A 6,439-nucleotide genomic window follows, 5' to 3' on the forward strand; every position below is an offset into this window, starting at 1 on the left:
TGTTCTCCTTTTTTATCATTGTAACATATTTGCCTTATTAATAGGTATTTTTCCTACTATACTATTTTTGTTTTTTCTTGTATAATAATAAGGTAATTATTTAAAGGAGCGTCTTTTATGGGAGATTTAAAATATTTATTACCTATTTTAGTAGCTGTTATTTTAGTGTGGATTACTTATCTTGTCATTAATTTCGTAGCTACAATTATTAAAACAAAGAAGAAAGATGATACCATGGTTTGTGGTTTAAACATGCAAGGAAAAATATTCTATGCAATCATTATTGTTATTTATTTAGTAATGCTTGTTTATTGTATTTATTACATGATTACGCATTTATTAAGTGGCGATGTTGATAGTGTTTATTTACCATTAAATGCTTTCACAATTTATTCTTTTGTTTTCTATTTAATGATTCAATGGATTATTTTCTTTGGACAAAAACAAGTTTTAATTGGTCGTGTTTTATTTGATTATAGAAAAATTAAAAGAGTCACTTATCCAAAGAAAACAAAATTACGTTTTACTTATGGACAAAAGACATTAGAAACATATATTCGCTTTATCGATGATTCTATTCTTAAAAAATCATTACAAAGAACAAGATAAAAAGCAATTTCGGTCGAAATTGCTTTTTTATTTGATGGGAATCCAAATATTATGATAATTAAAATATTCTTCTTCTGGTTTCCACATTGAAACCACTTGAGAAATCACATCTCCTGCGAGTTGGAGATTATTTTTTTCCATATAATCAAAGGCGGGCTGTAAAACCTCATATGTCAGTATTTGACTCGAACGAGAAGGAACGCACATATAAAGACATAACTGTTCAGGATAGTAATGAACATATTCACTTTCCTTGATATCAAGTACTCCCGCAAATTCTTCCTCTACCCCTATTCCATAGTAGAATTCCTTATTTTCATTTTCAATATGTTCTTTAGGAAAAAGTGCCGTAGAAAAAACAAATGGTATTTTTTGACAAAATTCTTTAAGTTCTTCACGTTCTTCTTTCTTTAAATCTATCGTATAACATTTTTGTGTATCAATACGATAGATTCCTGGTCTTTTTTGTAAAGTAAAGTTTAAGTTTTCACTTCGACTAATGAGTTTTCGATTGGTACGTAGTCTTTTTAATAAATTCATTTGATAAATAATATTCTTTTGAATGATTTGTTCTTGTTCTTCTAATAAATCATCAATTTCTTCTAAAGACTTACTTTGGAGTATTCCCGCTGTTTCTTCAATTGATAATCCAAAGCCAAGATAACAACGTGCACGAATCAGCATATGAAGATCCCAAGTTGTATAATAGCGATATCCTGTTTCTTGATCATGGATGGGCGCAATGATTCCTTTTCTTTCATAATAACGAATTGTTTCAGCTGTAATTCCTAGTATTTTAGCAAGTTCTCCTATTGTATAAGTATTGTACATAATCCCCCAACCTTCAAATTGTTTTAAAGTTTTCACCAAATTATAACATATTTTCCTCTTTTTTGACCTTATTTGATACTTTTTTACCCCCTTGACTCTCAAATCGTTTGAGAGTTTAAAATGACTTTGTTAAAAAAATAACATGTGATGTTAAATAAATAACAAAGGGAGAGAAAAATTATGGAAGAAAAAAAAGTTGTTCTTATTACAGGTGGAGCAATGGGACAAGGTCGTGCTCATGCCTACAAATATGCTGAAAACGGATTTAATGTTGTTTTGGCTGATATGTTAGAGCCATCTCATGAAGCATTTAAAGAAACAATTGCAAATTGTGAAGCAAAAGGAGCAAAAGTTTTAGCTAAAAAAGCAAACATTACTTCTACTGAAGATATGGAAGCATTATTTGCTTCAGCATGGGAAACATTTGGTCGTTTAGATGTTGTGATTGCTAATGCTGGTGTTATTAACTTCGGTTATACTTGGGAATTAACTGATGAACAAGTTGAAAAAGTAATGGATATTAACTTAATTGGTACTTGGCGTACTGATAAATATGCTGCTCAATATATGTTAAAACAAGGATTTGGTCGTATTATTAATATTTCATCAACTTCTGGTTTATATGGTACTCCTCAATTAGCTACTTATTGTATGAGTAAATGGGGTATTTTAGGATTAACTAAAACTCTTGCTAAAGAAGTGGGTTCTAAAGGAATTATTGTTAATGCTTTATGTCCTACTAAAGTTAAAACTCCAATGTGTGAAACAATGGATTATGTTAAATTCATTAATGATTTAACTGGTAAAGATTTCAAATCTGTTGAAGAAATGTATGCAGGAGTTCCATTCCTTGAAGTAGAAGATATCGCTAGTATGGTTTACTGGTTAGGAACTAGTAGAGAAGCTGGTAAATTTAATGGACAAGGTGTACCACTTGATTTAGGTACTTTACAATAATAAAGGGAGAAAAGAGAATATGAAAATTACAAAAGCAACACGTTGGCGTGTTTTTGCAGGAGTTTGGATTCAAAGTTTATTCACTTCTGCCACTGCCTTCTTTAGTTTATTCTGTTTGCCATTTTGTAATCAATTTGGATGGAGTAATTCAGATTTTTCAATGGCATACACAATTTATATGTTTATCTACTGTGCAGTAGGTTTCCTTGGTGGTATTTTAGCTGAAAAATTACAACCAAGAGTAGCTATTTATATTGGTTTAGTTTTATTTGCTGGAGGATGGATCTTAACTGGTTTTGCTTCATCTATTCCATTCTTATATATTGCTTATGGTGTCATTGCTGGTGCTGGTGCTGGAACAATTTATCCTGCATGTTTACCAACAGCATTAAAATGGTTCCCAGATAAAAGTGGTTCTATCTCTGGTTTAGTTCAAGCTGGAGCTGCTTGTGGACCTTTCATTATGTCACCTATCGCTCAAATGTTAATTGATAACTTTGGAGCACCAATGGCTTGTAAAATTTTAGGTGTTGTATTCTTAATCGGTGTTGGAGCTGTTGCTTGGATGATTGTTCCTTGTCCTGATGGATGGACTCCTAAAGGTTGGGTACCAAGTGCACAACAAAGCAAAGAATTACATACAAAAGATTATAATATTCCTCAAATGGTTAAAACTCCAATCTTCTGGGTATTATTAGTAATGTTTATTTTCGCTAATGCTGCTGGAACAATGATGGTTTCTGCAACATCACCAATTGCTCAAACTCAAATTGGTTTATCAGCGATGGATGCGGCTTTATGTGTAAGTTTAATGACTTTATTTAATATGTTTGGTCGTTTATCATTTGGTGTTATTTATGATAAGTTAAAAGGATGGAGTTCTTTAATTCTTGTCTTGATTTTAAATGGTATTTCAATGCTTATGCTAACAGTAGCTCATTCATTTGCATACTTTGTCGCATGTATTGCTTTAGTTGGTTTCTCATTTGGTGGATTACTTGTTGTTTTCGCACCAATGGTTAAAACAATCTTTGGTTCTAAATATTATAATAGAAACTATGGTTTGATCTTTATTGGTTATGGTATTGGGGCTTTCGTTGGTCCTAAGATTTCCGCAAGTTTCTTTGATGCTACAGGATCTTATGTGATGGGATTCATTGGTTCAGCTATTCTTGCTGCAGTTGCTGTTTTATTAGTCGTTGTGGCTAAAAAACTTGCTAACAAAATGTTAAATGCTTAATTTTAAGGGGTGAAAAATTTCACCCCTTTATTTTATACTTTCCTTTACCTTCTTTAATCATTTTTCCTTCATCACAAAGCTTCTTTAAGATTCTTTGTAATTGTCTTCGACTACAATGAAGATAATTTGTGGCTTCTTCAATGCTTTTTAATGAACCATAACAATAATATTTCAAATAATATAAAAAACGTTCTTCAATACTTTGATAAACAAATTGATTGGTTGATGATTGTTTTAATTTAGAAGCGATTGAATTTAAAAGTGTATGTAGAAATTTTATATCTTGATTAAGCTTTTCTTTATTATCTTTTAAAGATAGCGCCAACGTTTTGACCTTTGTTTTTGCTTCCGCAAAAAACATCGGATTTAAATCATCAACAAATTCCATATCACCTAAAATACATAATTCTTCACTTTGAGAAACTACAGTTTGTCTTCCCTCTTGATCAATAAAAGAAATCAATAACGTTCCTTCTAATACAAATTGAATATATTGTGTTTTTTCTAAAGGATTGATCATTGTTTCATCTTCTTCATATTCAATCCCTATAAATTCATATTCCTTAGAAAAATAATTGTCTATTTTATATTCTTCTTTTACTTTATTTATTAAATTTTTATCATAGATCTTTTTCATACCTCTATTGTGACACATGTCACAATAATTGACAAATCATTTTGTTATACTTCCCTAGAAAGAGAGAGATTTATATGAATAATAATGATTTATTTGAAAAAGTGCCTATATCTAAAGCATACTTTAAACTTGCTTTACCTGTTGTATTAAGCATGGTTATTTCTTTAGTCTATAATATGGTTGATACATTTTTTGTAGCACAGACACAAAATACAAATCTTGTTGCTGGTGTTTCTTTATGTGCGCCTATTTTTACTTTAATGATAGCTTTAGGAGACATCTTTGGTATTGGAGGTAGCTCTGTTATTTCTCGTTTATTTGGACAAAAACAAGATGAAGAAGGAAAGAACGTCAGTGGTTTTTGTTTCTATGGAGCTATTGTTTGTGGTATCTTAGTTTCTCTTATTATGATGATTGCTAGAAAACCAATTCTAACAATCCTTGGAACAAATCAAGCAACACTTCCTTATGCCAGCCAATATTATACTTATATGGCTTTAGGAGCAACTTTAATTATCGTTTCCTTGACTCCTAGTAATCTCATGAGAACAGAAGGATTAGCTACAGAATCAATGATTGGAACAATTACTGGTTCAATTATCAATATGATTTTAGATCCTATTTTTATTCTCTATTTAAACATGGGAGCTGGTGGTGCAGCTATCGCAACCATTATTGGTTATTTTGCATCTGACCTTGTTTTTATTTATCTTACTTTAAAGAAAAGTAAGAAATTATCAATTTCTTTAAAACATACACATATTACTAAAAATGAAGTCATTTCTATTTTTACAATTGGTATTCCCGCCTCTATTACAAATTTAATGTCTAGCTTTGCGATGGCGATGACAAACAATTATTTAGTTACTTATGGAAATGACAAAGTAGCAGCTATGGGAATTGTTTTAAAAATCAATATGATTGTTTTACTTGTCATGATTGGTTTTGCTTTTGGTACACAACCTTTACTTGGATATAATTATGGTGCACATAATACTAAACGTTTAAAAGAAATTATTAAGTTTGATTTATTTGTAGAAATTACTTTTGCAGTTATTACATCTATTATCTTAGCTTTATTTACATCATCATTTATTAAAATATTTATGAATGATCCTTCTATTATTCAAGCTGGAACATTGATGTTAAGATTTTTGCTTTTATCTTCTCCTTGTGTAGGGATTATTCTTGTCTTTACAACTTTATTTCAATCAGAAGGAAAAGCACTTCCTGCATTATTACTTTCAATAGGTAGACAAGGTATTGTTTTTGCAATTTTTCTTCTTTTATCAAATATTTTTGGATATTATGGTATTATTAGTAGTCAAATGATTGCGGATATTATCACTGCAATCATTGCACTTATTTTATATAAAATATATAAATAACAAAAAGATGTCTTGTACTATATAAGACATCTCTTTATTTTAAAATACTTATAATCTTTTCAATTTGATTTTTTGTAAGTACTTGATTCCTTCTTAAATGTAAAATATCATCTATTTCATTTTTATCATTAACAGTATATTCGCTTTCTACTGGACTATTCATATTTACAAATAAAACATAACCTTCTATCCATAAATCAACACCATAATACTTCAAATATTCCTTTAACAAATATATTTCTCTTTTTAGTTGTTTAATAGGATTTCTTATTTCTTTTATATATTCTTTGTTTCCTCTACTTATTTTATACTTATTCCAATATTGATCATCTTCATTTCCCACAAGTTTGCCACTAAAATTCTTTACGTGAACTACCCCGACTTACACTTCGTTTAGAAGTCGGAGCTTCTTGCTTCAACCACTACAGCCTCTAATGACAATACATTATAGGTCTTACACAGTGTCCACAAGCGTATAAGTTTGGCTCGTCCCAAGCCTACTTTTATAATTTATCTATAAGGACTGAAGAATCCTCAATCCTTCTGTAAGTATGTTGATTGCTGCATTATGGTCTCTGTCTCCAGTATAGCCACAATCACATGTATAAACTCGGTCTTTTAGGTCGAGTTTTTTTACACTTCCACAGCAATGACAGATTTGGCTAGAAGGGTACCACTTGTCAACTTTTACAAAATATTTACCTCTTTCTTTAAGCTTGTAATCAAGCATATTAAGAAACATTCCATAACCGTTGTCAAAGGTCGCTTTTCCATTGC

At 30.4% G+C, this 6,439-nt stretch carries 7 protein-coding genes and 1 pseudogene; 4 read left to right on the forward strand and 4 right to left on the reverse strand.

The window, feature by feature from the left end:
* Positions 1-117 precede the first annotated feature (117 nt).
* On the forward strand, positions 118-609 hold the full coding sequence (locus HUU89_RS06270; protein WP_032090948.1) for a hypothetical protein: 492 nt from the start codon (positions 118-120) through the stop codon (positions 607-609).
* Positions 610-636: 27 nt separating this feature from the next.
* On the opposite strand, the gene HUU89_RS06275 is transcribed toward HUU89_RS06270, so the two are convergent.
* Positions 637-1,476 carry a MerR family transcriptional regulator gene (locus tag HUU89_RS06275; protein ID WP_032090949.1) on the reverse strand — a complete coding sequence of 280 codons (840 nt, stop codon included), beginning with the start codon at positions 1,474-1,476 and terminating at the stop codon, positions 637-639.
* Positions 1,477-1,620: 144 nt separating this feature from the next.
* Here HUU89_RS06275 and HUU89_RS06280 point away from each other — a divergent pair, with 144 nt between their 5' ends.
* Both HUU89_RS06280 and HUU89_RS06285 read left to right on the forward strand, forming a co-directional pair.
* Positions 1,621-2,397, forward strand: a complete 777-nt coding sequence (locus tag HUU89_RS06280; RefSeq protein ID WP_147580710.1) for an SDR family NAD(P)-dependent oxidoreductase — start codon at positions 1,621-1,623, stop codon at positions 2,395-2,397.
* Between the two features lie 19 nt (positions 2,398-2,416).
* The gene (locus HUU89_RS06285) at positions 2,417-3,637 is read left to right on the forward strand and encodes an OFA family MFS transporter (protein WP_175301286.1); all 1,221 of its coding nucleotides are present in this window, start codon (positions 2,417-2,419) and stop codon (positions 3,635-3,637) included.
* A 19-nt stretch (positions 3,638-3,656) separates the two neighbouring features.
* Here HUU89_RS06285 and HUU89_RS06290 read toward each other — a convergent pair whose 3' ends face one another.
* A complete protein-coding gene (locus tag HUU89_RS06290; protein WP_175301287.1) occupies positions 3,657-4,274 on the reverse strand; it encodes a Crp/Fnr family transcriptional regulator in 618 nt (205 codons plus the stop codon).
* 74 nt (positions 4,275-4,348) lie between these two features.
* On the opposite strand from HUU89_RS06290, the gene HUU89_RS06295 reads away from it, so the two are divergent.
* Complete coding sequence (locus HUU89_RS06295) at positions 4,349-5,662, forward strand: MATE family efflux transporter (protein WP_175301288.1); 1,314 nt, start codon at positions 4,349-4,351, stop codon at positions 5,660-5,662.
* A 34-nt stretch (positions 5,663-5,696) separates the two neighbouring features.
* Here HUU89_RS06295 and HUU89_RS06300 read toward each other — a convergent pair.
* Both HUU89_RS06300 and HUU89_RS06305 read right to left on the reverse strand, forming a co-directional pair.
* Positions 5,697-6,026: pseudogene (locus HUU89_RS06300) on the reverse strand (nuclease-related domain-containing protein); the annotation flags it as partial.
* Between the two features lie 150 nt (positions 6,027-6,176).
* Positions 6,177-6,439: RNA-guided endonuclease InsQ/TnpB family protein (locus tag HUU89_RS06305; protein ID WP_175301290.1), on the reverse strand; the 263-nt coding region annotated here is incomplete at its 5' end.

It is taken from the genome of Faecalibacillus sp. H12 (assembly GCF_013361255.1).
Taxonomy (GTDB): Bacteria; Bacillota_I; Bacilli_A; order Erysipelotrichales; family Coprobacillaceae; genus Faecalibacillus; species Faecalibacillus intestinalis.